Origin of the sequence: Stutzerimonas azotifigens, assembly GCF_013522725.1 — a bacterium.
GTDB lineage: Bacteria > Pseudomonadota > Gammaproteobacteria > Pseudomonadales > Pseudomonadaceae > Stutzerimonas > Stutzerimonas azotifigens_A.
Window position 1 is genome coordinate 354,328 of the sequence record NZ_JAAMRF010000004.1, and the last position, 24,919, is coordinate 379,246.

Consider the following 24,919-nt stretch of genomic DNA (forward strand, 5'->3'; position numbering starts at 1 on the left):
CTCGGTACGCCTGAGCGGCAAACACGCCATGGCTGCAGCTACACCGCAGCACATATCCAGTAGCTGTTGGTTGAAAGACCTCAGACAAGTCTCGACGGCTCTTGGACTACACAGCTGCGCGGAAGGGCCCCTATTACGGCACCTCCACCCGCACATGAATCGCATCGTGCCGCCAGTACTCCACGTCGCAATCGATCAGCCGGTCATGCTGGTCGCGGTTTAGGCGGGTGATGCGCAGGGCGGGGCTGCCGGGGGCGACGCGCAGGGTGGTGGCGGCGTCGCCCTGCAGGGCCGTCGGGACCATGTCGAAGCGCACACGGCCATAATGGATGCCGTACTGGCGGGCATACAGCTCGGTCAGCGAGCGGGTCAGGTCATGCTCGAGAATGCCGGGGAAATACGCCGGGTTGAGGTAATGCTCGACGTAGAGCACCAGGCGTCCGTCGATGCGCCGGGCGCGGCGGATCTGGATGACGCTCGACAGTGCCGGCAGCTCCAGCAGGGCGCACATTTCGGCCGAGGCGGGTAGAAGGCGCGCCGACAAGACCTGGGTAGCCGGTGCCCGGCCCTGCTCGCCGACCATGGCGTGGAAGTGGCTGCGCACCAGCGGGTTGTAGGCGACGCGGGGCGGCGAGACGAACCAGCCGCGGCGGTCTTCGCGGTAGATCAACCCCTGCGATTCGAGCTGGCCCAGCGCTTCGCGCAAAGTGATGCGGGTGGTATCGAACAGTTCGCTGAGCTGGCGCTCGGCCGGCAGCTTGCCGCCCGCAGGCAACAAGCCGCGACCGATCTGCTCCTGCAGGGCGCGGCATATGGCCGTTACGGCCCGGGGTGCCTCATCACGCATCACTGCTCCTCTCGCTGGACTAGTCCAGCACCAAAAAAGCGCTTCATTGCCTGGCCCCGGAAACAACCCGTCATGACGAGTAAGACTAGGCGGCGCAGATGAATGCGCGGTGACAACACCTGCGCGCCCCGCCGAGTGAGCAGGACCCGTGCCAATGGTTCGATGCCTGCGAGCCTTGTCCTGCAAGCTTTGGCGCCTGAGCTAGGCTTCTCGTGGGCGCCCTGTCCGCGCGATGACGCCGTACGCGCACCCCGGCCCAAGGACATGAAATTGTCATTTGCACGCCCTAGATTGGCTTGGGTCTTGCTGACCTAGACCAACCCTGACATCTGCGAAAGGAGCTTCGAATGAAACGGCTGCTACTGGCTTCACTGCTGGGATCGGCGATCGCCCTGGCGACTTCGGCGAACGCGGCGGATACGGATTTGAAGAGCCTCGAAGAGGCCGCGCGCGCAGAAGGCGCCATCAACAGCGTCGGCATGCCGGACAGCTGGGCGAACTGGAAGGACACCTGGGAAGACCTGGCGAAGCAGTACGGCCTCAAGCACCAGGACACCGACATGAGTTCGGCCCAGGAAATCGCCAAGTTCGCCGCCGAGAAGGAAAACGCCACCGCCGACATTGGCGATGTCGGCGCCGCCTTCGGCCCGATCGCCGTGCAGCAGGGGGTCACCCAGCCGTACAAGCCCACCACCTGGGACCAGATCCCGACGTGGGCCAAGGATCAGGACGGGCACTGGATGCTCGCCTACACCGGCTCGATCGCCTTCATCGTCAACAAGCAGCTGGTCAAGGACGTGCCCACCTCCTGGGCCGAACTCAAGCAGGGCAAATCCAAGGTCGCCATCGGCGACGTAAGCGCCGCAGCGCAGGCCGTCAACGGCGTGCTGGCCGCAGCCATCGCCAACGGCGGTGACGAAAAGAATATCCAGCCGGGCCTGGATTTCTTTGCCGAGATTGCGAAGCAGGGTCGCCTGTCGCTGTCCAACCCCACCATCCAGACCCTTGAGCGCGGCGAAGTCGAGGTCGGTGTGGTGTGGGACTTCAACGGCCTGTCGTACCGCGACCAGATCGATCCGAACCGCTTCGAGGTCCTGATTCCCTCCGACGGTTCGGTGATCTCCGGCTACACGACGATCATCAACAAATGGGCCAAGCACCCGAACGCGGCGAAGCTCGCACGTGAATACATCCTCTCCGACGCCGGGCAGATCAACCTCGCCAAGGGCAACGCGCGGCCGATCCGCGCCGAGCACCTGACCCTGCCGGCCGAGGTCCAGGCCAAGCTGCTGCCCAACGAGCAGTACGCCAAGGTCAAGCCGATCGAAGACAGCGCGGCCTGGGAGGCCACTTCCAAGGCGCTGCCGCAGCAGTGGCAGGAGTACGTGATCATCGAGATGGAATAAATCTCCGATGGCGAGCGGCCCGAGCCGCTCGCCAGGTCCGGATTACAGCCAGGAAAGCGCGATGCACAAAGTCATACTCGTGGTGCTCGACGGCCTCAGCTATCAGGTCGCCGAACATGCAATGGGGCACCTGCAGGCTTATTGCGCAGCCGAGCGCGCCGCCCTGTACCGCCTGCAATGCGAATTGCCCGCGCTGTCGCGGCCGCTGTACGAATGCATCCTCACGGGGGTCAGGCCGATCGACAGCGGCATCGTGCACAACGATGTGGTGCGCCTGTCACGCGAGCGCAGCATCTTCCACTACGCCCGCGACGCCGGGCGCCGAACCGCCGCGGCGGCCTACCACTGGATCAGCGAGCTGTATAACCGCGCGCCCTTTCAGCCTGCACGCGATCGTCACAGCGACACACCGGAGCTGCCCATCCAGCACGGCCATTTCTACTACGCCGACCATTACCCCGACTCGCATCTGTTCACCGATGCGGAGAGCCTGCGGCTGCGCCACGAGCCGGATTTTCTGCTGGTTCACCCGATGAACATCGACGACGCCGGCCATCGCCATGGCCTGGATTCGGCCGAGTACCGCAACGCCGCGCGCCGCGCCGACATCCTCCTGGCCGAATACCTGCAACGCTGGCTCGATGACGGCTACCAGGTGCTGGTCACCGCCGACCATGGAATGAACCGCGACCGCTCCCACAATGGCCTGCTGGCTGAAGAGCGAGACGTACCGCTGTTCGTGCTCGGCTCAGCGTTCAGCTTCTCGGACAGCGCCAAGCCATTGCAGACCGAGCTGTGCGGTACCGTCTGCGAGCTGCTGGGCGTCCCCCACGACAAGCCGCTGTGCCGGGAACTCCTGCGATGAGCGCACGCCTCGACGAAACACCCAAGACCGCCGCCGTGGCGCCTGCCGAACCGGTGCGCGCACGCAGCAGCGCCGGTTCGAGCAAGTGGCTGGCGCTGCTCTGGCTGCTGCCCTTCGCGACGTTCTTCGTGGTCTTCCAGATCGCCCCGCTGGTCTGGATCGCCATCAACAGCCTCAATACGCCAGAAGGCTGGGGGCTTGCGCATTTCCAGAAGATTTTCAGCTCCAGGTTCTACCTGCAATCGATCAAGCACAGCCTGCAGATCGCCTTCTGGTCGAGCCTGTTCGGCATGCTGATCGCGATCTTCGGCAGCTATTCGCTACGCCAGGTCGATTCCAGGCTGCGCGACTTCGTCATGGCCTTTTCCAACATGACCAGCAACTTCGCCGGCGTGCCGCTGGCCTTCGCTTTCATCATCCTGCTGGGCTTCAACGGCGCGCTGACGATCCTGCTCAAGCAGGCCGGGATCATCGAGGACTTCAACCTTTACTCGAAGACCGGCCTGATCGTGCTCTACACCTATTTTCAGATCCCGCTGGGCGTACTGCTGCTCTACCCCGCCTTCGACGCGCTGCGCCAGGACTGGCGGGAGTCGGCGGCACTGCTCGGCGCCGGCGCCTGGCAGTTCTGGCGCCATATCGGCTTGCCGGTGCTGACCCCGGCGCTGCTGGGAACCTTCGTCATCCTGCTGGCCAACGCGCTTGGCGCCTATGCGACGGTGTATTACCTCACCACCGGGAATTTCAACGTAATGCCGATCCGCATCGCCGGCCTGGTGGCGGGCGACATCTCGCTGGATCCGAACCTGGCCAGTGCGTTGTCGATGGTGCTGGTGGGACTGATGGCAATCATTACCCTGGCCCACCAACTGCTGCTGCGCAGGAGCTACCATGCGGCGCGCTGAGTCGATCTACCACCGCAGCGTGGTGTACCTGCTGTTCCTGATCCTCTTGCTGCCGCTGGCCGCGACGCTGTTGTACTCACTCGCCAGCAGCTGGTCGGCCTCGGTGCTGCCCGACGGGCTGACGCTCAAGTGGTACGCCGCGCTGTGGAGCGACGCACGGTTCCTGGCGGCGTTCGGACAGTCGCTTCTGGTGTGCTTCGGCGCGCTGACCCTGTCGCTGGTGCTGATCCTGCCGCTGCTGTTCGTGGTGCACTACCACTTCCCCAAGCTCGACGGGCTGATGAACATTCTCATCCTGCTGCCCTTCGCCGTACCGCCGGTGGTGTCCTCCGTGGGTCTGCTGCAGCTCTACGGCTCCGGCCCGCTGGCCATGGTCGGTACGCCGTGGATCCTGATCGGCGCCTACTTCACCATCGCCCTGCCGTTCATGTACCGGGCCATCACCAACAACCTGCAGGCGATCAACCTGCGCGACCTGATGGACGCCGCCCAGCTGCTCGGCGCCAGCACTTGGAAGGCGGCCTTCCTGGTGGTGCTGCCGAACCTGCGCAAGGGGCTGATGGTGTCGCTGTTCCTGTCGTTCTCGTTCCTGTTCGGCGAGTTCGTCTTCGCCAACCTGCTGGTCGGCACCCGCTACGAGACGCTGCAGGTCTACCTGAACAACATGCGCAACAGCAGCGGGCACTTCAACAGCGCGCTGGTGATTTCCTATTTCTTCTTCGTGCTCATGTTCACCTGGGCCGCCAACCGACTGAACAGGGACCGCCCGGCGTGAACCGGCCACAAGGATCATCCATGAGCTATCTGTCGATTCAGGGTCTGCACAAGCACTACGGCGCGACTCCCATTTTCAGTGACATCGACTGCGAGATCGCCAAGGGTGAATTCATCACCCTGCTCGGCCCCTCGGGCTGTGGCAAATCCACCCTGCTGCGCTGCATCGCCGGGCTGACCGAGGTCAACGGCGGGCGAATCCTGCTCGACGGCCAGGACCTGGTGCCGCTGACGCCTCAGAAACGCGGAATCGGCATGGTCTTCCAGAGTTACGCGCTGTTCCCCAACATGACCGTGGCGCAGAACGTTGCCTTCGGGTTGCGCATGCAGAAGGTCGCCCGCGACGAAAGCGCGGCCCGCGTCGCCGAGGTGCTGGAACTGGTGGAACTCGGTGAGTTCGCCGCGCGCTATCCCGCGCAGCTGTCCGGCGGACAATGCCAGCGGGTGGCGCTGGCCCGCTCGCTGGTTACCCGCCCGCGCCTGCTCCTGCTCGACGAACCGCTCTCGGCGCTCGATGCGCGTATTCGCAAGCACCTGCGCGAGCAGATCCGCGCCATCCAGCAGGAGCTTGGCCTGACCACGATCTTCGTGACCCACGATCAGGAGGAGGCGTTGGTGATGTCCGATCGCATCCTCCTGATGAACACTGGGCAGATCGTCCAGAGCGGCGATGCGGAGACGCTCTATACCGCACCGGCCAATGCCTTCGCCGCCGGCTTCATCGGCAACTACAACCTGCTCGAGCCAGAGGCGGCGAGTCGACTGCTGGCTGAACCGGTGAGCGCACGCGTCGCGATTCGCCCGGAGTCCATCGGCCTCGCCAGCGAAGGTACGATCGAGGCGGTGATCAAGAGCCACAGCCTGCTGGGCAACGTGATCCGCTATCGGGTCGAGGCACGCGGCGTGGAGCTGACAGTGGACGTGCTCAACCGCTCCGCCGCCGACCTCTATCCCCACGGCCGCCCGGTAGGCCTTACCATCGACGCTTCGGCAATCCACGAGGTAGCGTGATGGCACTGGCAATTTTCGACCTGGACGAAACCCTGATCGACGGCGATTGCGCGAGCCTCTGGTCCCACGAGATGGCCAAGATCGGCTGGGTCGATGGCGAATCCTTCCTGCGCAAGGACGCCGAACTGATGGCCGAATACGCCTTCGGCCGCCTGGCGATGGAGGACTATATGGCCTTCAGCCTGGCGCCGCTGGTGGGGCGTACCGCCGAAGAAGTGGCCCATGTCGTCGCACCCTTCGTCGAGGACGTGATCGAGCCGCTGATCTACAGCGACGCCATGCGCTGCATTGCCGAGCACCGCATGGCCGGCGACCGGATACTGGTGATCTCCGCCTCGGCGCACTTTCTGGTCAGTGCCATCGCCGAGCGGCTGGGCATCGACGAGGTACTGGCGATCGATCTCGAGGAGCAGCACGGCTTCTACAGCGGTGCGACCCGCGGCGTGTTGACCTATCGCGAGGGCAAGGTCAGGCGCCTGGAAGAATGGGTCGCCGACCAGGGCGAGTCGCTGGCTGGTGCGCACTTCTATTCCGACTCCATCAACGACCTGCCTCTGTTGCAGCGAGTCGATTTCGCCCATGTGGTCAACCCCGACCCGATGCTGGCCGAACAGGCACGACGGGAAGGTTGGCCCATCGTGAACTGGTCCTGATCGATACATAGCTAAAGGGCATATAAACCTGCCCAAACATTCTTAGACTGTCTAAGCGTAGCCCTCTATCGTGCGCACCAAGAGTGGTTTCGCCCTGCGCTGATACCTCACACGAGATTCCAACGCATTTAAGGATGTCCATGTTCGGTGTTTCGCTGCAGCTGCTGTTCGTCTGCGCCCTGCTGATCTGTGTGCTGGTGGCCTTCGTCAGGGAAACCCGTAGCCCCGACGTGGTCGCCGGGATTGCCGTGGCGGCGCTGCTGGTCAGCCAGCTGCTGACGCCGGCCGAGGTGCTTGGAGTCCTGTCGAACTCGGCACCCGTCACCATCGCCTGCATGTTCGTGATTTCCGCGGCCCTCGAGCGAACCGGCTGCATCGACGCGCTCGGTAACTGGCTGGGCGACCTGGTGGGCACCAGTCCCACCCGCGTGCTCGCCGGGCTGACCATCACAGCCCTGGCCGTCTCGGCCTTCCTGAACAATACGCCGGTCGTGGCCATCCTCACGCCGGTCGCCATCTCGCTCGCCAAGCGCGCCGGCACACAACCCTCGAAACTGCTAATCCCGCTGTCCTACGCCACCATCCTCGGCGGCACCCTGACCATCATCGGCACCTCGACCAACATCCTGGTCGACGGCGTGGCGCGAAAGGCCGGCCTTGAACCCTTCGGCATGTTCGAACTCACCGGAGCCGGCCTGCTGTTCGCCGCGGCGGGGATGGCCTACATGCTGACGATCGGCAGACGCTTGCTGCCCGAGCGCGACAGCCTGTCCAAGCAGCTGCGGCCGAACCTCGACCGGACCTTCATGACCGAGCTGCTGGTGCCGAACGATTCACCCATGGTCGGCAAGACCCTGGCCGAGGCCAACCTCAACGGCGGCAGCGGGCTGCAGGTGCTCAAGCTGTTTCGCGGTGACCAGCAGATCAGCGAACCGCCCCACGACACCCTTCTGATGGCCGGCGATCAGTTGGTCATCCATGGGCAGGTCAAGGATGTGGTTGAGCTGCGCGGCAGCGGCCAGTTGAGCTTCAACCGCAACGATGCCTTCCAGACCATCAGCAGCCACGACGTGGTGCTTGCAGAAGCCATCGTCGGCCGCAACTCGCGCTACAGCCACCGGCCTATGCGCGACCTCGACCTGACGGCGCGCTACGGCATGGCGGTGCTCGCCGTGCATCGCCAGGACGAGAACATCCAAGGCAACCTGGATGACTTCGAACTGCAGTTCGGCGACGTGATGCTGGTCGAAGGCACCCCACAGCAGATCAAGCGCTTCGCCGACAACGGCGACCTGATCAGCCTCAACACTGTGCAGGAACGCGCCTACCGCCGTGAAAAGGCGCCGATCGCCATCGTCATCACCCTGGCCGTGATGCTGCTAGCGGCGTTCAAGGTGATGCCGATCGAAGGCCTGGCGATCATCGGCGCGGTTGCCGTGCTGGCGACCCGCTGCCTGGAAGTCGACGATGCCTACAAGGCGGTGGACTGGAAAATCCTGGCGCTGATCTTCGGCATGCTGGCGATCAGCATCGCGATGGACAAGGTCGGGCTGGTAGCGTTGATCGTGCAGAACGTCATGGGCGTACTGCCCTGGGCGGGGCCGCTGCTGATGCTGTCGTTCATCTACCTGCTGACCTCGATACTGACCGAGCTCCTGTCGAACAACGCGGTAGCGGTACTGGTCACGCCGATCGCCATCGGCCTGGCACAACACCTAGGCGTCGACCCGCGCGCCTTCGTGGTCGCGGTGATGTTCGCCGCCAGCGCGAGCTTCGCCACGCCGATCGGCTATCAGACCAACACCTTCGTCTACAACGCCGGCGGCTACCGTTTCACCGACTTCCTCAAGGTGGGGATTCCCCTCAACCTGCTGCTGTGGCTGGTGGGCACGGCCGTCATCCCGTTGTTCTGGCCCCTGACACCGCTCTGAGCGTCGACACGGCGCGCCTGCCAGGGCGCGCCGTTAACATCGATCGTTGCCGCACAGTGCACGCTGAATTTCCAGGCGCTCACTCAGCCCTGTCGGCATGCGCAGCGTAGTTACCGTGCCGTCCGCCAACTGCACGGCGAGCTCAGACTCGAAGTGGATGCCGCGTTCGTCAATCCGCGCGTGGGTGATGCCATAGGCATTGAGGTCGGCCAACCGACGGGCGACGTTCATTTGGCTTGGCGCGAATCGTCGGTGGGACGGCTGTCCAGCTGCGCGGCGACCGCGCCGGGAGCTTGCGCGAGGCCGTCGGCGGCTTTCTGATGGCTCTCGGCACTGACTACGCTGGCGAACGCGGAAGCGGTGACGAAGCTGGCGATGGCGGCGAAATGATTCATGGCTGATGTCCTCTGTCGAAGCGGGCGAAGCGACCCGATGACTCGATAATCCTCGCGCTCCCGTCAGGGCAGAAGTAAAGCCTGGTTATGGTGACTATCGAGATCACTGATAGAACCACTGCACGGCTTGAGATCGGCGCCTGTCATCTCCACATTCATCCTCAGCCACCACCGGAGCCCGCCATGAACGATCAGCTTGTCGTCCCCTGTGCCCAGTGCGCGGGGCTCAACCGCATTCCGGCCGCACGCCTGGACCAGGCGCCACGTTGCGGGCGTTGCAAACAGCCGGTCCTGAGTAGCACGCCCTTCACCCTCGACCAGGCTAATTTTGCCAGCCAGATCAAGGGCGACCTGCCGTTGCTGGTGGACGTCTGGGCCAGTTGGTGCGGCCCCTGCCGGAGCTTCGCACCAACTTTCGAACAGGCCGCCGCTCAGCTGGTTGGGCGCTGCCGACTGGCCAAGCTCGACAGCGAAGCCAATCCGGCGCTGGCCGGCCAGCTCGGCATTCGCTCGATTCCGAGCCTGATCCTGTTCAGCAATGGCCGCGAAACGGCTCGCCAAAGCGGAGCGCTACCGCTGCCCCAGCTGCTCGCCTGGCTCCGCCAACAGGGCATCTGAATAGTCAAAGACCATCCCTGAGCATTTTCTTGATTTGAGCACCACTTAACGAAACAGGGTCTTGACGACCAAAAAACAGGCCAAATGACATCATTGACAGTGACCTCTTATCCGGTTATCGACGCCATCGTTTGCCTGGCCTGGATGCCGACTGGATAATGCCGACCTTTCCCGGCGGCGATAATTTGATGTTACAGGGACGTCAGCGCGCCGTGATTTCAGATGGCTCCCACCGAGCCTGTGAGATGTCGCGTGATTTCATTCAACCTCGAGCAATGGCAAGCCTGGGCGCCCGGACTGGAAAGTCCGGCTGACTGGATGCGCTGGGCCGCTGCGCCCTGGCAGCCGGATGCCAGCGAGGCACAGCCTGACGTCTCTTTTCTGCCGCCCATGCAGCGGCGGCGCATGAGCCGTCTGGCACGAATGGTCTTCAGTGTCGCGATGCCGCTGGCCGAAGGTCGCGCGGCGATGCCACTGGTCTACGCCTCGCGACATGGCGAGACGCCGCGCACCTTCGCCCTGCTCACCGATCTGGCGCAGGGCGAACCCCTGTCGCCGACCCAGTTCAGCCTTTCGGTACACAACGCGATCATCGGCCTGTGGTCGATCCTGCGCGGCGACCGTAGCGAAATGACCGCTCTGGCCGCCGAGGGCGACGGCCTCGAACATGCCGTCATGGAAGCCGCCATGCTCCTGGCCGAAGGCGCCGACGCGGTATTGGTGGTGGTCGCCGAAGACCTGCCCCCGGCGCTCTACGCCCCCTGGACCGAGGACGTCCGCTTTCCCTATGCCCTGGCCCTGCTGCTGACGCCTGGGACCGACTGGCAGCTGAGCCTGGGCCAGGCGGCCGAGAACCGCTCGCTGCCGCCCCTGCCCCATGCCCTGCAACTGATCCGCCTGCTGTCGGGCGAGCGAACCCATGGCCTGCATCACTGGAAGAAGCGCGTATGGAACTGGCAACGGACTCACTGAACGCCCGATCCTCCGCCAATTGGTGGTGGAGGCTGATCGCCACCGCTCTGTCGTTCGCGCTGTTCGGCCTCGGCGGCCTGTGCCTGCGCCTGCTGGTCTTCCCGCTGCTCTCACTGCTGCCGGGCACCGCCGAGGACCATCGCCGCCGCGCCCGCGCCACGGTCAGCCGGCTGTTCTGGCTGTTCGTGCGCTTCATGTACCGCAGCGGCGTGTTCACCTATGAGGTCGAAGGCGCCGAGCGGCTGGGTCGCCCCGGCCAGCTGATCATCGCCAACCATCCCTCGCTGATCGACGTCGTGGTGCTCATCGCGCTGATTCGCGACGCCAATTGCGTGGTCAAGCAAAGCCTGTGGAACAACCCCTGCACCCGAGGCCCGATCCGCGCCGCGCAATACATCAGCAACGACGGCAGCGCCGAGATGCTCGACGAAGCGGCTACCGCCCTGCGCCAGGGCCAGACCCTGATCATTTTCCCCGAAGGGACGCGTACCGTTCCGGGCCAGACGCCGACCTTCCATCGCGGCGCGGCAGCCATCGCGCTGCGCGGCGCCCGCTGCGTGACGCCGGTGGTGATCCGCGTGAGCCCGACGACGCTGACCAAGGCCGAGCCCTGGTACCGCATACCGTCACGACGCTTCCATTTTCACCTGCGAGTCGGCAACGACATCGATCCGCAGGCGTTCGCCGCACGGGGAGCGGCGCCGATTGCCTCCCGGCAACTCAACGATCATCTGCATCGACACTACATAAAGGAGCTCGCATTCGATGAGCCAACTCACGCTTGACATCAAGCACCTGATCATCGACGCCCTGGGCCTGGAAGACATCGCCCCGCACGACATCGCCAGCGACCAGCCGTTGTTCGGCGACGGGCTGGGGCTCGACTCGGTGGACGCCCTGGAGCTGGGTCTGGCGATCCAGAAACGCTTCGGCATCAAGATCGACGCCGACGCCAAGGACACCCGCTCGCACTTCGCCAGCGTGAACAGCCTGGCCTCCTTCATCGAAGCCAACCGCGCCACTGCCTAAGGAGAGGCCCACCGTGAATAGCCGCAACGACATCTTCCTGACCCTGCAAGAAGCCCTGGTAGAGCTCTTCGAGCTGGAGCCGGAACGCATCAGCCTCGAAGCCAACCTGTATACGGATCTGGAGATCGACAGCATCGATGCGGTCGACCTGATCGACCACATCAAGCGCAAGACCGGCAAGAAGATCGCCGCCGAGGAGTTCAAGAGCGTGCGCACGGTCGGCGACGTGATCGAGGCCGTCCACCGCATGCTGAACCCCGAGGCGGCCTGAGCCGCATCGACCGACGCCCACCCACCGACACCACGCAGCAGGCTTGCAGTCCGATGGACGCATCAACCTCTCACCGCAGCGCCGGTATGCCCCGGCTGGTCAGCCTCGCTCTGCTCCTGGCCGGCCTGTGCTACCCGTTCGCCGTGTACTTCGGCATGGAGCACCTGTCGCCGCGCCTGATCGCGCTGTCGCTCGGCGCGCTCTGGCTGCTGCGCCTGCTCAGCGGGCCCCGGAGCGCGATGCTGCGCGGCTCGGCCGTCGTCGCGCTGGGGTTCTGCGCGCTGATCGGCCTCGCCGATGACCAGACGCTGCTGCGCTGGTACCCGGTGCTGATCAACCTCGCCCTGCTCCTGGTCTTCGCCAGCAGCCTGGCCAGCGGCCAGCCCGTGGTGGAGCGCCTGGCGCGGCTGCGCGAGCCCGATCTGCCACCGCGTGCCGTCCGCTACACGCGGACGGTGACCTGGGTATGGGTCGGCTTCTTCGTCGTCAACGGCACCATCGCCACCGGCTTGACGCTCTGGGCGCCGCTGGCCTGGTGGACGCTCTACACCGGACTGATCGCCTACCTGCTGATGGGCACGCTGTTCGCGGTCGAGTGGCTGGTCAGGCAACGCGTCAGGAGGCTCGCATGAGCTGGATTCCACTGGCCGACCTGCTGCGCCACGTAGGCCCGGCCCGGCAAGTCGCCCTGGCAACCGCCCTTTCGCTGACCGAGCTTCAGGACCAGGCATTGCGCCTGGCCGGCGGTCTGCGCGAACGCGGCATCCGTCACCTCGGTGTGCACCTGGAGGATGCCGGCCAGATGGCTGTCGTGCTGCTCGCTGCCTGGCGCGCCGGCGTATGCGTATGGCTGCCAGCCGACCTTCAACCGGCCAGCCGCGCGCGCCTGGCAGGCAAGGTCGAGCTGTGGCTGAGCGATCAGCCCGAGGACAACCGCTACGACCAGCTCTACGGCGAAGCCCTGGAACCCGCACCACTCGACCTGGACACCTGCCGCCTGGTGCTGTGCACCTCAGGGTCGAGCGGCGAGCCGAAACTGATCGAAAAGCAGCTGCGCCAACTGGCCAACGAGGTCGAGGCGCTGGAACGGCTGTGGGGCGCCGAACTCGGCAGCGCCTGCGTGGTGGGCAGCGTCGCGGCGCAGCACATCTACGGTTTGCTGTTCCGGGTGCTCTGGCCGCTCTGCGCGGGCCGTCCGTTCCTACGTCGCGCCCTGCCCTTCGCGGAAGACCTACAGCTGGCCAGCCGCACGCACACGCCGTTCTGCTGGGTGGCCAGCCCGGCGTTGCTCAAGCGCATGGGCGACAACCTCGACTGGAGCGCCCTGCGCCAGGTACGCAAGGTCTTTTCCTCCGGCGGCGCGCTGCCGGAGCAGGCCGCCGGGCAGCTGCAGGCCCGCCTCGGCCAGTGGCCCACCGAAATCTACGGCAGCTCCGAAACCGGCGGCATCGCCTGGCGCGCCGGAGAAACCGCATGGACGCCCTTTGCCGACGTGCAGCTGAGCCAGCGCGACGACGGTGCCCTTCAGGTCCGCTCGCCGTACCTGCCACAGGGACAATGCGAACAGACCAGCGACGCCGCCCTGATGAGGGACGACGGCCGCTTCGAACTGCTCGGCCGGGTCGACCGTATCGTCAAGCTGGAAGAGAAACGGGTGTCGCTGCCCATGCTCGAGGCGGCACTGGCCGAACATCCCTGGGTCAAGGAGGCCCGACTGGGGGTGGTCCGCGAGAACCGCGATTCCCTTGGCGCGCTCGTCGCGCTCAGCGGCGCCGGCCTGCATGCGCTGCGCAACAAGGGACGGCGCGCCCTCACCCAGGCATTGCGCACGCACCTGGCCGGCCACTGCGAGCCCCTCGCGCTGCCACGGCGCTGGCGCCTGACGCTGGAGCTGCCCTGCAATGCCCAGGGCAAGCTGCCGCAAGCGGAGATCGAACGCTGCCTCGCCGCGCCGCGCGTACACTTGCCCCATGCTCTATCGCAACACCAGACCGATGATCACTGGCTCCTCGAACTCGGGGTGCCGGTGGATCTGGCCCACTTCACTGGGCACTTTCCCGAGACCCCGGTGCTGCCGGGGGTCGTACAAATAGACTGGGCCCTGAGCCTGGCACGCCAACTGATGGACCTGCCGCCGCTGTTCCGTGGAATGGAGGTGCTGAAGTTTCAGCAACTCGCACGGCCTGGGGATCGGCTGCACCTCACCCTGCGCTTCGATCGCGAGCGCAACAAGCTGCATTTTGCTTACCGCAACGGCGACGCACCCTGCTCGTCCGGACGCATTCTACTGGGGGAATACCAATGACCGACCTGAACGAACTGGCGCCTGCGCCCGTCATGCTCGATATGAGCACGACGGCCACCGCCACTGCCGTGCGTAACCCGATCCCGGCCCTTGCCGAAGACTGGTTCAAGCCCTGCGCCGTGGTGCCGGTCTACAACCATGAGCGGCAGCTGGCCGAGGTCGTGCAGCAGCTGCAGGCCGAAGACCTTCACTGCATCTTGGTCGACGACGGCTCGTCGCCCGAATCCGCCGCCGTCATCGACGAACTGGCCCGGCTGCCGGGCGTCAGCCTGGTGCGTCACGCGCGCAACCAAGGCAAGGGCGCCGCGGTGATCCGAGGCATCCGCGAAGCGGCCCGACTCGGTTACTCCCACGCCCTGCAAGTCGACGCCGACGGGCAGCATGACCTGGGCGTCGTCGGCCACTTCCTCGACATCGCCAGCCAGGCGCCTGACGCCGTGGTCTGCGGCTATCCGCAGTTCGATGGCAGCGTGCCGAAGGGACGCCTGTACGGGCGCTACCTGACCCACGTCTGGGTCTGGATCAACACCCTGTCCACCTCGATCCGCGATTCGATGTGCGGGCTGCGCGTCTACCCGCTGGCTCCGACCCTGGCCCTGGCCGATTCGGTGCAACTGGGCAAGCGCATGGAGTTCGACAGCGAAGTGCTGGTGCGCCTGCACTGGCGCGATCAGCCGATGGTCTGGCTGCCGGCGCAAGTCACCTATCCGGCCGACGGCGTCTCGCACTTCCGTCTGTGGCAGGACAACGCACGGATTTCGGCCATGCATGCCCGGCTGTTCTTCGGCATGCTGGTCCGGGCACCGGGGCTGCTGCTTCGCCGGTGGCGCTGATGCGTGAGCCGGGCCAGGCGCACTGGGCCGAGCGACGCGAGCAGGGCAGCTACCGGCTGATGAAATTCACCGCGACGGCGGTGCGCCTGCTCGGTCGCCGGGCGATGGCGCCGCTGCTGTACTTGATCGTCCTTTATTACTACCTCTGCGTGCCCAGCGCGCGGCGTAGTGCGCACGAGTACCAGCGACGCCTCGCGGCCTGGAGCGGTCAAGCCGCGCTCGCGCCGACGGCCAGCTCGGTGTTTCGGCAGTTCATGGCCTTCGCCGACGCCATGCTCGACAAGCTCGACGTCTGGAACGGCACGCTGCGCCCCGAGCAGGTCGTCATCGACGATCCGGCGGACATCCATGGGCGGTTCCGTCAGGGCCGTGGCCAGCTGCTGGTCGGCTCGCACCTGGGCAATCTCGAAGTCTGCCGCGCCCTGGCCGAGCGGGGCTCGTCGGTAACGATGAACGTGCTGGTCCACACCCGTCACGCCGAACACTTCAACCGTCTGCTCGGCGAATCGGGCGCGAGCCACCTGCGTCTGATCCAGGTGAGCGAGCTGGACCCGGCCGTCATGCTGCAGCTTTCCCAGCGTCTGGAGCGTGGCGAATGGCTGGCGATTGCCGGTGACCGGGTTCCGCTGCACGGCGCTCGCGTCAGCGAGGTCCGCTTTCTCGGCGAACCGGCGACCTTCGCCCAAGGGCCGTGGCTGCTGGCCGGGCTGCTGGAATGCCCGGTCAATCTGCTGTTCTGCCTGAAACAGGGCGACCGCTATCACGTTCACCTCGAGCCCTTCGCCGAGCGCATCGCCTGGCGCCGCGCCGAACGCGACGCCGTGGTCGGCCAATGGGCGCAGCGCTATGCCGATCGCCTGGCGGCGCGCTGCCTGGAGGTACCGCTGCAATGGTTCAATTTCTTCCCGTTCTGGAAACACCATGACCGAAGCTGATCCCGTCGTATTCGGCACGCATCACCTGCGTATCGAGGATCTTCTGGCGGTGGCCGAGCGCCGCTCGCCGACTCGCCTGCAGGCCGATCCCGCCTTTCGCGGGGGCATCGCCAGGGGCGCCGCGTTCCTCGACACCCTGCTCGACCGCGAAGGCGTCATCTATGGCGTGACCACTGGCTACGGCGATTCCTGCGTGGTCCCGGTGCCGCTGCATCAGGTCGAGGCCCTGCCTCGCCATCTGTATACCTTCCATGGCTGCGGCCTGGGCAAGCTGCTCGATGCACCCTCGACCCGCGCCGTACTCGGCGCCCGGCTCCGCTCCCTGACCCATGGCATGTCCGGGGTGCGCATCGAGCTGCTGGAGCGGCTGCACGCCTTCATCGAGCACGATGTGCTGCCACTGATTCCCGAAGAGGGCTCGGTGGGCGCCAGCGGCGATCTCACGCCGCTGTCCTACGTCGCTGCGGCCCTCAGCGGCGAGCGCGAGGTGCTCCATCGGGGCGTGCGACGCCACGCCGCCGAGGTGCATCTCGAATTGGGCTGGACGCCCATGGTGCTGCGCCCGAAGGAGGCGCTGGCGCTGATGAACGGCACGGCGGTGATGACCGGCCTTGCCTGCCTGGCGTTCGCCCGCGCCGAGTACCTGTTGCAGCTGGCGACGCGCATCACCGCGCTCAACGTGGTCGCCCTGGAAGGCAATCCGGAGCATTTCGACGAGCGTCTGTTCGCCGCCAAACCCCATCCAGGGCAGGCGCAGGTCGCCGCCTGGCTGCGCAGCGACCTGGCCATCGAGGCGCCGGCCGCCCCGCTGCATCGCCTGCAGGATCGCTATTCGATCCGCTGCGCCCCTCATGTGCTCGGCGTGCTGGCCGACAGCCTGGGGTTGCTGCGCCAGTTCATCGAGACCGAGCTCAACAGCGCCAACGACAACCCGATCATCGATGCCGAAAACGAACGCGTGCTGCACGGCGGGCATTTCTATGGCGGGCACATCGCCTTCGCGATGGACAGCCTGAAGAACCTCATCGGCAACGTCGCCGACCTGCTCGACCGGCAACTGGCGCTGCTGGTCGACGTTCGCTACAACCACGGGCTGCCGAGCAACCTGTCCGGCGCCCCGGCCGCCACGGCAATGATCAACCACGGTTTCAAGGCGGTGCAGATCGGCGCCAGCGCCTGGACCGCCGAGGCATTGAAGAACACCCTGCCGGCCAGCGTGTTCTCCCGCTCCACCGAATGCCACAACCAGGACAAGGTCAGCATGGGCACCATCGCCGCGCGGGATGCGCTGCGCAGCCTCGAACTAGCCGAACAGGTCGCTGCCGCCACGCTACTGGCCGCCAATCAAGGCGTCTGGCTGCGCTGTCGCGAACGCGCAGCGCCGCTGCCGCCCCGCCTTGCAGACATGCATCACGCGCTGCGGGAAGACTTCGCGCCGGTGATCGAAGACCGCGCCCTGGAAGCCGAACTGCGCCTGTGCCTGGAGCGCATCCGCACACGGCACTGGGGGCTGTATGCGTAAGACGGGCGTGCTGCAGGCCGAGCTCGAACTGCTGATCCCCTTCTTCGATGTCGACTCGATGGACGTGGTCTGGCACGGGCATTACGTGAAGTACCTGGAGCAGTCGCGCTGCGTGCTCCTGGAGCGTGTCGGCCACGGCTACGTGCAGATGCGCGAGTCGGGTTACGCCTGGCCGGTCGTCGACCTGCAGCTGCGCTACCTGCGCCCGGCCCGCTTCAACCAGAGGGTCGTCGTGCGCGCGGACCTCGTCGAATGGGAGCACCGCCTGAAGATCAACTACCTGATCGTCGACGCGGACAACGGCGAACGCCTGACCCGTGGCAGCAGCGTCCAGGTGGCGGTCGAGATCGCCACGCGGGAAATGCAGATGGCGTCGCCCCGGGTATTGATCGATGCGGTCGAGAGGGCCCTGGCATGCTGAACCGGACCGCGCGCTCGCTCACTCGCCGCCTCGCCATCGCTGCCGCCCTGCTGGCAGGGTTCGTGGCACCTCGCGCGTGGGCGTTCGAACTGGAGGAGCTCGCGCAGCAGCTGCAGGCCACGGAAGTCGTGCGTGGGCGCTTCATCCAGGAAAAGCACCTGCGCGCCCTCGCCCAGCCGCTGAGCAGTCAGGGCCGCTTCGTGCTTTCACCCACCCATGGCCTGCTCTGGTCCCTAGAGCAGCCGCTGACACAGGATTACCGCATCACCCCAGGAGCCATCGAGCGGCGCAGCGAAGGCCAGTGGAGGCCGGCCGCGCAAGGCCAGGCCGGCCCGCACAGCCAGCTGTTCCTGCAGGTGCTGCGCGGCGATACCCGCGGATTGCAGGAACAGTTCGAACCGCAGCTCGAGGGCAGCGCCGAGGCCTGGCAATTGCGCCTGACACCTCGCTCACGCCTGCTGCAGCAGGTGTTCTCCCACATCGCGCTGGCCGGGGGAGCACGGGTGGAGCGTATCGAGCTGGTCGAAACGCAGGGCGACCGAACCCTGGTGCGGCTGCTCGACCAGCAGACCGACAGCGCCCTGAGCGCTGCTGAGCAACATGAGCTACACGACTGATACGGCCCCGGCGCATCGGCGCTGGCTGGTCGGCGGTTTTCTCTTGGCATTGCTGGCGCTCGGCGTCGTCGCGTTCGGCCAATGGCGCGGTGCGGCGCCGATCAGCACGAGTCTCTTGCAACTGCTGCCGGACACCGCCACGGGGGAATTCGAAACCCTGGCCGAGCAGCGCATGCAGGAGCCACTCAACCGCGACCTGCTGATCCTGGTCCGCCACGCCGATGCCGCACGAGCGACGGCACTTGTCCGGCAGCTCGGCGAGCAGCTGCGGGCATCCGGCCTGTTCGAACAGGTGCAGGAGTCGCTGCAGGCCGATCTGCCCGCGGTGCGCCAGCAACTGCTCGAACAGCGTCTGGCCCTGCTCGGGCCGGCCGAGCGTCGCCTGCTGATCGACTCGCCACAGGCCTGGGTCGAGCAGCGCTTACAACGCCTGTACGACCCGACCGGCAGCGCCGGGCTGATCCCGCTGGAGCTGGACGTCTGGGGGAGCGCCGCGATGGCGCAGCAGTATCAGGCGAGCCTGGCGGGCAAGGTCCAGACCGACCTCGACGGCCAGCTGTTCGTCGAACGGGACGGCGTGCGCTGGGCCGTGCTGCACGCCCGTACGCAGGGCGGCGCCTTCGACCGCGGCCTGCCGGCACAGGTCGCCGCACAGGTCGACAGCGCTCGCCGGCAGGTGTCGGCCGCCGGTGGCGAGTTGCTCGCCGCCAGTGGCCTGCTGCATGCCGCCCATGGCGAAACCCAGGCACGCCGGGAAACCACGCTGATCGGCGGCGTCTCTCTGGCGGCGGGCATCGGCCTGCTGTTGCTGCTGTTTCGCAACCTGCGCGTGTTGCTGGTGGTGCTTCCGGTACTCGTCGGCGCACTGGCGGGCGCTACCGTCTGCATCGCAGTCTTCGGCAGTCTCCATCTGCTGACCCTGGTGCTGGGCGCCAGCCTGGTGGGCGTCAGCCTGGACTTCCCCCTGCACTACCTGTCCAAGAGCTGGGCGCTGCAACCCTGGCGGCCGTGGCGCGGCCTGCGCCTGACACTCGGCGGGCTCAGCCTGGCGCTGCTCACCAACCTCATCGGCTACCTGGCGCTGGCCTTCACGCCCTTTCCCGCACTGACCCAGATCGCGGTGTTCTCGGCCAGCGGCCTGCTCGCCGCCTATCTCTGCACGGTCTGCCTGTTGCCAGCGCTGATCGGCGGTTCGCTGCGCCCCGCCGCGACGCCCCTGGCGCTGGCGCAACGCCTGCTGGCCTGGCGCGAGCGGCTGCTCGTGCGTATCGCCACACCCTGGCTGCTCGTCGCGCTGCTGATGTGCTGCGGCGCAGGGCTGATGCAGCTCTCGTTCAAGGACGACCTGCGCCAGTGGGTCAGCCGCGCACCGCAACTGACCGAACAGGCCGCGCGCATTGCCGAGCTCACCGGCTTCCAGCCCACCAGCCAGTATTTCCTGGTGCGCGGCGATGACGTCGACCAGTTGCTGGAGCGCCAGACAACCGTGACCCAGCGGCTCGAGTCGCTGATCGCTGAAGGCAGACTGACGGGCTATCGCGCCCTGAACCAGCTCCTGGCGCCGATGGATGAACAGGCTCGTCTCCAGGATGCGCTAGAGGCCCTGGTTCGGCATGGTGCGCCGCTGCTGGCCCTGGGCTTTTCTCCGCAGGCCCTGGACGATGAGGCAGAACGCCTGCGCGAGGCGGATCCGGTGAGCCTCGAACAGGCGCTTGCCGGCCCGCTGGGTGAAGCGTGGCGTCCGCTCTGGCTTGGTGAGCATGACGGCCAGGTTGTCGGCCTCGTCAGCTTGAACGGTCTTGCTGACAGCCAGGTGCTCGCCGGTATTGCTGCCGGCCTGCCAGGCGTGACGCCGATCGACCGTGTGGGTGAACTCAACGACCGGTTCGCCGCCACCCAGATCGAGGCGGCCGAGCTCAAGCTCCTGGCCTGCGTGCTGATTCTCGCACTGCTCTGCTTGCCGTTCGGCGTCGCCGGCGCGCTGCGCTGCCTGGCCGTCCCCGTCCTGGCCTCCCTGGCGAGCCTCGCCAGCCTGGGCTGGTTGGGACAGCCGCTGACCCTGTTCAGCCTGTTCGGTCTCCTGCTGGTCAGCGCCATCGGCGTGGATTACGCGATCCTGATGCGCAAGGCCGTCGGCGGTCCTGCGGTGAGCCTGATCGGTACCCTGCTGGCGGCTCTGACCACCTGGCTGTCGTTTGGCCTGCTGATGCTGTCGAGCACGCCGGCGGTCAGCAGCTTCGGGCTGGCGGTCAGCCTGGGCCTGCTGTTCAGCTTCCTGTTCGCGCCCTGGGCGGCAAGTCCGCGGACCGAGGAGCAGCCATGACGCTCGCCGCTTCCGAGGCGCCAGCAAGGATTGCTAGGATGCACGCCCAGAACGTCGCACCCCGGCCGCGCATCTGCTATGCCATGGGCCGGCCCGGCCTGCTTCCGATACCCGAGACCCTCACGTGAAACCATTCGCGAACATCCACGCCGCCCTTGGCGTTGTGCGCCTGCCCGGCTGGGCGTTCCTGCTGATCGGCCTGCTGCTGACGGCTTGCGCGAGCACGCCACCGGCCCCTCAGGGCGTGCCGGAACTGGCACTGCCCTCTCAGTGGCATGTGCGGGGAGATGACGCGCAGCGCCCGCTGGACGCGATTCTCGTGCTGCACACCGATGGCGACGCGCTGCGGGCAGTCCTGCTCGACCCGCTCGGCGTGCCGCTGGCGCGCCAGCGTCTAGGCGCTCATGGCTGGGAGGCCGACGGCCTGCTGCCGCCCAACCCACAGGGTCGGGAGCTGTTCGCCGCCCTGCTGTTCGCCCTGACGCCCGACGACCAGCTTGGCGAGCGTTACGGTGAGGCGGACTGGCGCATCGACGAACCGCAGCGCGAGTTGCTGCAACGTGGCGTCGTGCGCTGGCAGGTGCGCTATTCGGAGCAGGGCGCCATGGAAATCGAGATCGCGCCCGAACGGCGACGTTACCGCATTGAGCCCTTGGGGCCGCCAGAGAGCACGCCATGACCGCATACCTGAACGCGCTGGGGCTGATCTGCGCCCTTGGCTCAGGCAAGCGGGAGATCGCGACACGCCTGTTCGCCGGCGACGGCAGCGGCATCGCGCCCTATCCGCGGGAGGTCGCCGGTCGCCAGTTGCCGGTCGGCGCGGTCACCGCGCCGCTGCCGACACTGCCCGAGCACCTGGCCCCCTGCGACACGCGCAACAACCGGCTGCTGCTGGCCGCGGCGCTGGAAATCGAGGGGCCGATCCGCCTGGCCCTCGAGCGTTACGGCGCGGCGCGCATCGGTATCGTCCTAGGAACCAGCACCTCGGGCATCCAGGAAGCGAGCGAAGGCATCGCCTTCTACTACCGCGACGGACAGCTGCCCGACCATTACCGCTATGCCCAGCAGGAACTCGCGGCGCCGGCGAGCTTTCTCGAAGACTGGCTGGGCCTCGCCGGTCCCAGCTACTGCATCTCCACGGCCTGCACCTCCGGCGCGCGGGCCCTGCAAAGCGCCCGGCGCCTGCTGGCCATGGGCATCTGCGACGCGGTGCTGTGCGGCGGTGTCGACTCGTTGTGCGATCTGACGCTGCAGGGCTTCAGTGCCCTGGAGGCCACCTCCGGTACAGGCTGCAATCCGTTTTCGGCGAACCGCGACGGGATCGCCATCGGCGAAGCCGCGGCGCTGTTTCTGATGACCCGCGAGCGCGCCGACGGCCACGGCATAGCCCTGCTAGGCGCCGGCGCGAGTTCCGACGCTCACCACATCTCGGCGCCCGAGCCGTCCGGCCAGGGTGCGGTGCAGGCGATGCGCAAGGCGCTGATCGATGCCGGCTGCGACGTACAGCGGATCAGCTACCTGAATCTGCATGGCACCGCGACGGCCCATAACGACGCGATGGAAAGCCTGGCCGTCGCACAGCTCTTTCCACAGAGTGTCGCCTGCTCCTCGACCAAGCCGATGACCGGCCACACCCTCGGCGCGGCCGGTGCCCTCGAAGCGGCGTTCTGCTGGCTGGCACTCTCCGAATTCAATTCCGATCGATGCCTGCCGCCTCATCTTTGGGACGGTCAGGCCGATAGCGCGTTGCCGCCACTGAAACTGGTCGCCCCTGGCGCGACCATGACAGCGGCAACCGAGCGGCCCTTCATGATGAGCAATTCCTTCGCCTTTGGCGGTAACAACATCAGCCTGATTATCGGAGAAGCCCCGTGATCGCCTGGCCCATTGCCGAACTGCTGCCCCATGCCGGCGACATGATCCTGCTCGATGCGGTCGAATCCTTCGACCAGGACAGCGTCCGCGCCCAGCTGCAGGTCCGGCACGGCGGGCTGTTCAACGATGCCGATGGCAGCCTGCCCGCCTGGGTGGGCGTCGAGATCATGGCCCAGAGCGTGGCGGCCTTCGCCGGCTGCCAGGCGCGTCAGGCCGGCCTGCCGATCGAGCTGGGCTTTCTGCTCGGCACCCGCAGCTATCAGTGCAACGTCGCGACCTTCCCGGCAGGCGTCGAGCTGCGGATCGAGGCGCGCCAATCGCTGCGGGACGACAACGGCATGGGCGTGTTCGAATGCCGCCTCGACGGCCCTGGCATCCTCGCCGAAGCCCGCCTCAACGTGTTCCGGCCTCCCGCTGTGGAGGCGTACCTTCAAGAGTCTTCAGATGACTGAATCCATTCTGGTCACCGGTTCCAGCCGGGGTATCGGCCGCGCCATCGCGCTGCGTCTGGCGCGCGCCGGCCATGACCTCGTGCTGCACTGCCGTTCGCGCCTGGACGAGGCACTGGCCGTCCAGCAAGAGATCCAGGCGCTGGGCCGCCGCGCCCGCGTGCTGCAATTCGACGTCGCCGACCGGGCAGCCTGTCGCGAACGGCTGGAAGCGGACATGGAAGCCCACGGCGCCTACTACGGGGTGGTCTGCAATGCCGGCCTGACCCGCGACGGTGCCTTTCCGGCGCTGACCGACAACGACTGGGACGAGGTACTGCGCACCAACCTCGACGGCTTCTACAACGTCCTGCAACCGGTGACCATGCCGATGATCCGCCGCCGCAAGTCGGGCCGCATCGTCTGCATCACCTCGGTGTCCGGGCTGATCGGTAACCGCGGCCAGGTTAACTACAGCGCCTCCAAGGCTGGTGTGATCGGCGCGGCAAAAGCCCTGGCGATCGAGCTGGGCAAGCGTCGCATCACCGTCAACTGCGTCGCGCCCGGCCTGATCGATACCGATATGCTCGACGACACCCTGCCCTTGGAGGAACTGCTGAAGATGATCCCCGCCCAGCGCATGGGAACTCCCGAGGAAGTCGCGGGTGCGGTCAATTTCCTGATGTCCGAGGAAGCGTCGTACATCACCCGCCAGGTGTTGGCGGTCAATGGCGGGCTGTGCTGATGGCCTGCAAACGCGTCGTCGTTACCGGCATGGCCGGCATCACCTCGCTGGGCCAGGACTGGCCCACGATCGAAGCCCGTTTCGGCGCCAATCGCAGCGGCATCCGCCGCATGGACGAGTGGGATCGCTTCAGCGAACTCACCACCCGGCTCGCCGGTCCGGTCGATGACTTCATCGTGCCGGGTCACTGGACCCGCAAGCAGCTGCGCAGCATGGGGCGGGTGTCGCGCCTGTCGGTCCGCGCGGCCGAGCAGGCATTGGCCGACGCCGGCCTGCTCGACGATGCCGGCATTCGCGACGGACGCATGGGCGTGGCCTGCGGCTCGTCCACGGGCAGCACCGACGAAATCAAGGCGTTCGGCAACATGCTGCTCAACTCGGTCGCCGACGGTCTCAACGCGAACTCCTACATCCGCATGATGCCGCACACCACGGCCGCCAATGTCAGCATCTTCTTCGGCCTCACCGGCCGGGTGATTCCCACCTCAAGCGCCTGCACCAGCGGCAGCCAGGGCATCGGCTACGCCTACGAGGCGATCAGGTTCGGCCGCCTGCCGATGATGCTCGCCGGCGGTGCGGAAGAGCTCTGCGCCACCGAAGCAATGGTGTTCGATGCGCTCTACGCCACCAGCCTGAAGAACGATGCACCGCATACCAGCCCCAGGCCCTACGACAGCGATCGCGACGGCTTGGTGATTGGCGAAGGCGCCGGCATGCTGGTCCTGGAAGAGCTCGAGCACGCACTGGCCCGTGGCGCGAAGATCCACGCCGAGCTGGTCGGCTTCGGCAGCAACGCCGACGGCCAGCATGCGACCAAGCCCGAGCAGGCCACCATGCGCCGCGCCATGGAGCTGGCCCTGGAAGACGCCGGGCTACCGGCGGCGGCCATCGGCTACGTCAACGGCCACGGCACGGCCACCGAACAGGGCGATATCGCCGAGAGCCACGCGACCCATTCGCTGTTCGGCGCACGGATGCCGATCAGCTCGCAGAAGAGTTTTCTCGGCCATACGCTTGGCGCCTGCGGTGCCCTGGAATCCTGGTTCAGCATCGAGATGATGAACCGCGACCACTACATCCACACCCTGAACCTCGAACGGATCGACCCGCGCTGCGCCGAACTCGACTACCTGATGAACGCGCCCCGGGTGATGCAGCACGAGTATGTGATGAACAACAACTTCGCCTTCGGCGGCATCAACACGTCGCTGATCTTCCGCCGCTGGCCCTGAATACCC

28 protein-coding genes are annotated in these 24,919 nt (G+C 66.4%); 25 read left to right on the forward strand and 3 right to left on the reverse strand.

The window, feature by feature from the left end:
- Positions 1 to 133: 133 nt before the first annotated feature.
- Entirely contained in the window at positions 134 to 847 is a 714-nt protein-coding gene (locus G7026_RS10195; RefSeq protein ID WP_181070660.1) for a UTRA domain-containing protein, read from the reverse strand.
- 347 nt (positions 848 to 1,194) lie between these two features.
- Between G7026_RS10195 and G7026_RS10200 the strand changes: the two genes are divergently transcribed.
- From G7026_RS10200 to G7026_RS10230, 7 genes are all read left to right on the forward strand, one after another.
- A complete protein-coding gene (locus G7026_RS10200; RefSeq protein ID WP_181070661.1) occupies positions 1,195 to 2,253 on the forward strand; it encodes an ABC transporter substrate-binding protein in 1,059 nt (352 codons plus the stop codon).
- Between the two features lie 61 nt (positions 2,254 to 2,314).
- Complete coding sequence (locus G7026_RS10205; protein ID WP_181070662.1) at positions 2,315 to 3,118, forward strand: alkaline phosphatase family protein; 804 nt, start codon at positions 2,315 to 2,317, stop codon at positions 3,116 to 3,118.
- Positions 3,115 to 4,023, forward strand: coding sequence for an ABC transporter permease (locus tag G7026_RS10210; protein ID WP_181070663.1), 909 nt, complete (start codon positions 3,115 to 3,117; stop codon positions 4,021 to 4,023). The genes G7026_RS10205 and G7026_RS10210 overlap by 4 nt, the downstream gene beginning before the upstream one ends.
- Positions 4,010 to 4,798: an ABC transporter permease gene (locus tag G7026_RS10215; protein WP_181070664.1), complete on the forward strand. Its 789-nt coding sequence runs from the start codon at positions 4,010 to 4,012 to the stop codon at positions 4,796 to 4,798. Before G7026_RS10210 ends, G7026_RS10215 begins: the two co-directional genes overlap by 14 nt.
- A 20-nt stretch (positions 4,799 to 4,818) precedes the next feature.
- Positions 4,819 to 5,808, forward strand: a complete 990-nt coding sequence (locus tag G7026_RS10220; protein WP_181070665.1) for an ABC transporter ATP-binding protein — start codon at positions 4,819 to 4,821, stop codon at positions 5,806 to 5,808.
- Complete coding sequence (locus G7026_RS10225; protein ID WP_181070666.1) at positions 5,808 to 6,461, forward strand: HAD family hydrolase; 654 nt, start codon at positions 5,808 to 5,810, stop codon at positions 6,459 to 6,461. The genes G7026_RS10220 and G7026_RS10225 overlap by 1 nt, the downstream gene beginning before the upstream one ends.
- A 140-nt stretch (positions 6,462 to 6,601) precedes the next feature.
- Positions 6,602 to 8,392 carry an SLC13 family permease gene (locus G7026_RS10230; RefSeq protein ID WP_181070667.1) on the forward strand — a complete coding sequence of 597 codons (1,791 nt, stop codon included), beginning with the start codon at positions 6,602 to 6,604 and terminating at the stop codon, positions 8,390 to 8,392.
- Between the two features lie 33 nt (positions 8,393 to 8,425).
- Here G7026_RS10230 and ptrC read toward each other — a convergent pair whose 3' ends face one another.
- A complete protein-coding gene (gene ptrC / locus G7026_RS10235; protein ID WP_181070668.1) occupies positions 8,426 to 8,623 on the reverse strand; it encodes a type III secretion system co-regulatory protein PtrC in 198 nt (65 codons plus the stop codon).
- Positions 8,620 to 8,787: a hypothetical protein gene (locus G7026_RS10240; protein ID WP_181070669.1), complete on the reverse strand. Its 168-nt coding sequence runs from the start codon at positions 8,785 to 8,787 to the stop codon at positions 8,620 to 8,622. Before G7026_RS10240 ends, ptrC begins: the two co-directional genes overlap by 4 nt.
- A gap of 183 nt (positions 8,788 to 8,970) precedes the next feature.
- Between G7026_RS10240 and trxC the strand changes: the two genes are divergently transcribed.
- The 18 genes from trxC to G7026_RS10330 all read left to right on the forward strand — a co-directional run bounded on the left by trxC (position 8,971) and on the right by G7026_RS10330 (position 24,913).
- Positions 8,971 to 9,405, forward strand: a complete 435-nt coding sequence (gene trxC / locus G7026_RS10245) for a thioredoxin TrxC (RefSeq protein ID WP_181070670.1) — start codon at positions 8,971 to 8,973, stop codon at positions 9,403 to 9,405.
- A gap of 252 nt (positions 9,406 to 9,657) precedes the next feature.
- Positions 9,658 to 10,377 (forward strand): beta-ketoacyl synthase chain length factor, encoded by a 720-nt coding sequence (locus tag G7026_RS10250; RefSeq protein WP_308811778.1) that lies wholly within the window; start codon positions 9,658 to 9,660, stop codon positions 10,375 to 10,377.
- A complete protein-coding gene (locus G7026_RS10255; RefSeq protein ID WP_181070672.1) occupies positions 10,353 to 11,162 on the forward strand; it encodes a lysophospholipid acyltransferase family protein in 810 nt (269 codons plus the stop codon). The genes G7026_RS10250 and G7026_RS10255 overlap by 25 nt, the downstream gene beginning before the upstream one ends.
- Positions 11,143 to 11,406, forward strand: coding sequence for a phosphopantetheine-binding protein (locus tag G7026_RS10260; protein ID WP_181070673.1), 264 nt, complete (start codon positions 11,143 to 11,145; stop codon positions 11,404 to 11,406). The genes G7026_RS10255 and G7026_RS10260 overlap by 20 nt, the downstream gene beginning before the upstream one ends.
- Before the next feature lie 13 nt (positions 11,407 to 11,419).
- On the forward strand, positions 11,420 to 11,677 hold the full coding sequence (locus G7026_RS10265; protein ID WP_181070674.1) for an acyl carrier protein: 258 nt from the start codon (positions 11,420 to 11,422) through the stop codon (positions 11,675 to 11,677).
- 86 nt (positions 11,678 to 11,763) lie between these two features.
- Positions 11,764 to 12,309 carry a COG4648 family protein gene (locus tag G7026_RS10270; protein WP_181070783.1) on the forward strand — a complete coding sequence of 182 codons (546 nt, stop codon included), beginning with the start codon at positions 11,764 to 11,766 and terminating at the stop codon, positions 12,307 to 12,309.
- Positions 12,306 to 13,982, forward strand: coding sequence for an AMP-binding protein (locus tag G7026_RS10275; protein WP_181070675.1), 1,677 nt, complete (start codon positions 12,306 to 12,308; stop codon positions 13,980 to 13,982). Before G7026_RS10270 ends, G7026_RS10275 begins: the two co-directional genes overlap by 4 nt.
- Before the next feature lie 32 nt (positions 13,983 to 14,014).
- Positions 14,015 to 14,815: a glycosyltransferase family 2 protein gene (locus tag G7026_RS10280; protein WP_375138199.1), complete on the forward strand. Its 801-nt coding sequence runs from the start codon at positions 14,015 to 14,017 to the stop codon at positions 14,813 to 14,815.
- Positions 14,815 to 15,750 carry an LpxL/LpxP family acyltransferase gene (locus tag G7026_RS10285; protein WP_181070676.1) on the forward strand — a complete coding sequence of 312 codons (936 nt, stop codon included), beginning with the start codon at positions 14,815 to 14,817 and terminating at the stop codon, positions 15,748 to 15,750. The genes G7026_RS10280 and G7026_RS10285 overlap by 1 nt, the downstream gene beginning before the upstream one ends.
- Positions 15,737 to 17,272, forward strand: coding sequence for an HAL/PAL/TAL family ammonia-lyase (locus tag G7026_RS10290; protein WP_181070677.1), 1,536 nt, complete (start codon positions 15,737 to 15,739; stop codon positions 17,270 to 17,272). The genes G7026_RS10285 and G7026_RS10290 overlap by 14 nt, the downstream gene beginning before the upstream one ends.
- Positions 17,265 to 17,693: an acyl-CoA thioesterase gene (locus G7026_RS10295; protein WP_181070678.1), complete on the forward strand. Its 429-nt coding sequence runs from the start codon at positions 17,265 to 17,267 to the stop codon at positions 17,691 to 17,693. The genes G7026_RS10290 and G7026_RS10295 overlap by 8 nt, the downstream gene beginning before the upstream one ends.
- Positions 17,687 to 18,310, forward strand: a complete 624-nt coding sequence (locus G7026_RS10300; protein WP_258190230.1) for an outer membrane lipoprotein carrier protein LolA — start codon at positions 17,687 to 17,689, stop codon at positions 18,308 to 18,310. Before G7026_RS10295 ends, G7026_RS10300 begins: the two co-directional genes overlap by 7 nt.
- Positions 18,294 to 20,633 (forward strand): MMPL family transporter, encoded by a 2,340-nt coding sequence (locus G7026_RS10305; RefSeq protein ID WP_181070679.1) that lies wholly within the window; start codon positions 18,294 to 18,296, stop codon positions 20,631 to 20,633. Before G7026_RS10300 ends, G7026_RS10305 begins: the two co-directional genes overlap by 17 nt.
- A 124-nt stretch (positions 20,634 to 20,757) precedes the next feature.
- Positions 20,758 to 21,312 (forward strand): DUF3261 domain-containing protein, encoded by a 555-nt coding sequence (locus tag G7026_RS10310; protein WP_308811779.1) that lies wholly within the window; start codon positions 20,758 to 20,760, stop codon positions 21,310 to 21,312.
- Entirely contained in the window at positions 21,309 to 22,508 is a 1,200-nt protein-coding gene (locus G7026_RS10315) for a beta-ketoacyl-[acyl-carrier-protein] synthase family protein (protein WP_181070680.1), read from the forward strand. Before G7026_RS10310 ends, G7026_RS10315 begins: the two co-directional genes overlap by 4 nt.
- Positions 22,505 to 22,960, forward strand: a complete 456-nt coding sequence (locus tag G7026_RS10320) for an ApeP family dehydratase (RefSeq protein ID WP_181070681.1) — start codon at positions 22,505 to 22,507, stop codon at positions 22,958 to 22,960. Before G7026_RS10315 ends, G7026_RS10320 begins: the two co-directional genes overlap by 4 nt.
- A complete protein-coding gene (gene fabG / locus G7026_RS10325) occupies positions 22,953 to 23,681 on the forward strand; it encodes a 3-oxoacyl-ACP reductase FabG (protein ID WP_181070682.1) in 729 nt (242 codons plus the stop codon). The genes G7026_RS10320 and fabG overlap by 8 nt, the downstream gene beginning before the upstream one ends.
- A complete protein-coding gene (locus G7026_RS10330) occupies positions 23,681 to 24,913 on the forward strand; it encodes a beta-ketoacyl-ACP synthase (RefSeq protein WP_181070683.1) in 1,233 nt (410 codons plus the stop codon). Before fabG ends, G7026_RS10330 begins: the two co-directional genes overlap by 1 nt.
- Positions 24,914 to 24,919 lie beyond the last annotated feature (6 nt).

Bases quoted from the DNA above. Each gene is read 5' to 3' on its own strand.
- G7026_RS10195 (WP_181070660.1), bottom strand. From the start codon at position 847: ATGCGTGATGAGGCACCCCGGGCCGTAACGGCCATATGCCGCGCCCTG.
- G7026_RS10200 (WP_181070661.1), top strand. From the start codon at position 1,195: ATGAAACGGCTGCTACTGGCTTCACTGCTGGGATCGGCGATCGCCCTG.
- G7026_RS10205 (WP_181070662.1), top strand. From the start codon at position 2,315: ATGCACAAAGTCATACTCGTGGTGCTCGACGGCCTCAGCTATCAGGTC.
- G7026_RS10210 (WP_181070663.1), top strand. From the start codon at position 3,115: ATGAGCGCACGCCTCGACGAAACACCCAAGACCGCCGCCGTGGCGCCT.
- G7026_RS10215 (WP_181070664.1), top strand. From the start codon at position 4,010: ATGCGGCGCGCTGAGTCGATCTACCACCGCAGCGTGGTGTACCTGCTG.
- G7026_RS10220 (WP_181070665.1), top strand. From the start codon at position 4,819: ATGAGCTATCTGTCGATTCAGGGTCTGCACAAGCACTACGGCGCGACT.
- G7026_RS10225 (WP_181070666.1), top strand. From the start codon at position 5,808: ATGGCACTGGCAATTTTCGACCTGGACGAAACCCTGATCGACGGCGAT.
- G7026_RS10230 (WP_181070667.1), top strand. From the start codon at position 6,602: ATGTTCGGTGTTTCGCTGCAGCTGCTGTTCGTCTGCGCCCTGCTGATC.
- ptrC (WP_181070668.1), bottom strand. From the start codon at position 8,623: ATGAACGTCGCCCGTCGGTTGGCCGACCTCAATGCCTATGGCATCACC.
- G7026_RS10240 (WP_181070669.1), bottom strand. From the start codon at position 8,787: ATGAATCATTTCGCCGCCATCGCCAGCTTCGTCACCGCTTCCGCGTTC.
- trxC (WP_181070670.1), top strand. From the start codon at position 8,971: ATGAACGATCAGCTTGTCGTCCCCTGTGCCCAGTGCGCGGGGCTCAAC.
- G7026_RS10255 (WP_181070672.1), top strand. From the start codon at position 10,353: ATGGAACTGGCAACGGACTCACTGAACGCCCGATCCTCCGCCAATTGG.
- G7026_RS10260 (WP_181070673.1), top strand. From the start codon at position 11,143: ATGAGCCAACTCACGCTTGACATCAAGCACCTGATCATCGACGCCCTG.
- G7026_RS10270 (WP_181070783.1), top strand. From the start codon at position 11,764: ATGCCCCGGCTGGTCAGCCTCGCTCTGCTCCTGGCCGGCCTGTGCTAC.
- G7026_RS10275 (WP_181070675.1), top strand. From the start codon at position 12,306: ATGAGCTGGATTCCACTGGCCGACCTGCTGCGCCACGTAGGCCCGGCC.
- G7026_RS10280 (WP_375138199.1), top strand. From the start codon at position 14,015: ATGCTCGATATGAGCACGACGGCCACCGCCACTGCCGTGCGTAACCCG.
- G7026_RS10285 (WP_181070676.1), top strand. From the start codon at position 14,815: ATGCGTGAGCCGGGCCAGGCGCACTGGGCCGAGCGACGCGAGCAGGGC.
- G7026_RS10290 (WP_181070677.1), top strand. From the start codon at position 15,737: ATGACCGAAGCTGATCCCGTCGTATTCGGCACGCATCACCTGCGTATC.
- G7026_RS10295 (WP_181070678.1), top strand. From the start codon at position 17,265: ATGCGTAAGACGGGCGTGCTGCAGGCCGAGCTCGAACTGCTGATCCCC.
- G7026_RS10300 (WP_258190230.1), top strand. From the start codon at position 17,687: ATGCTGAACCGGACCGCGCGCTCGCTCACTCGCCGCCTCGCCATCGCT.
- G7026_RS10305 (WP_181070679.1), top strand. From the start codon at position 18,294: ATGAGCTACACGACTGATACGGCCCCGGCGCATCGGCGCTGGCTGGTC.
- G7026_RS10315 (WP_181070680.1), top strand. From the start codon at position 21,309: ATGACCGCATACCTGAACGCGCTGGGGCTGATCTGCGCCCTTGGCTCA.
- fabG (WP_181070682.1), top strand. From the start codon at position 22,953: ATGACTGAATCCATTCTGGTCACCGGTTCCAGCCGGGGTATCGGCCGC.
- G7026_RS10330 (WP_181070683.1), top strand. From the start codon at position 23,681: ATGGCCTGCAAACGCGTCGTCGTTACCGGCATGGCCGGCATCACCTCG.